This is a genomic window from Aeromonas sp. 601039, from assembly GCF_049174415.1.
Taxonomy (GTDB): Bacteria; Pseudomonadota; Gammaproteobacteria; order Enterobacterales; family Aeromonadaceae; genus Aeromonas; species Aeromonas veronii_A.
Window position 1 is genome coordinate 1 of the sequence record NZ_JAAKTL010000055.1, and the last position, 527, is coordinate 527.

The 527-nt window shown below is 46.9% G+C and carries 1 tRNA gene and 1 rRNA gene; both read right to left on the reverse strand.

Annotated features, from left to right (window positions below):
- Positions 1–171: 171 nt before the first annotated feature.
- Positions 172–247: transfer RNA gene (locus G5195_RS20165), tRNA-Glu, on the reverse strand.
- A gap of 209 nt (positions 248–456) precedes the next feature.
- Positions 457–527, reverse strand: a 16S ribosomal RNA gene (locus tag G5195_RS20170); the annotation flags it as partial.

A 527-nucleotide genomic window follows, 5' to 3' on the forward strand; every position in this document is an offset into this window, starting at 1 on the left:
CAAGAAGTTTCCAAAGCACTTGTAACAAATGTTTGAGAACTACTTTTTAAATCAGCTTTCCAGATTGTTAAAGAGCATGTTTGCAACGGCATTCACTTATAAAGTGCGCCGAAGAAAACAGAGTTAAGAATTTTGTTCTTAACTCTGCATTCTTGTTAGCAAGAAGAGAAGTGGCGTCCCCTAGGGGATTCGAACCCCTGTTACCGCCGTGAAAGGGCGGTGTCCTAGGCCTCTAGACGAAGGGGACCCCGAGTCTGCTTTGCAGTGCTTGCGCACTGAGACAACAGGTAGCAGTAAACTGCTATTCACATCCCGTTATCCGGCAGAGGAGGTTTTCTCTCATCCATCCCGAGGGCTGGACAACAGAAGCTGATGCATCTCTGCACCAGGTCTTTGCTCTAACTACTTTGAATCAAGGCAATCTGTGTGAACACTCAACAACTCGACATCTTAAGGTAAGGAGGTGATCCAACCCCAGGTTCCCCTAGGGTTACCTTGTTACGACTTCACCCCAGTCATGAATCACA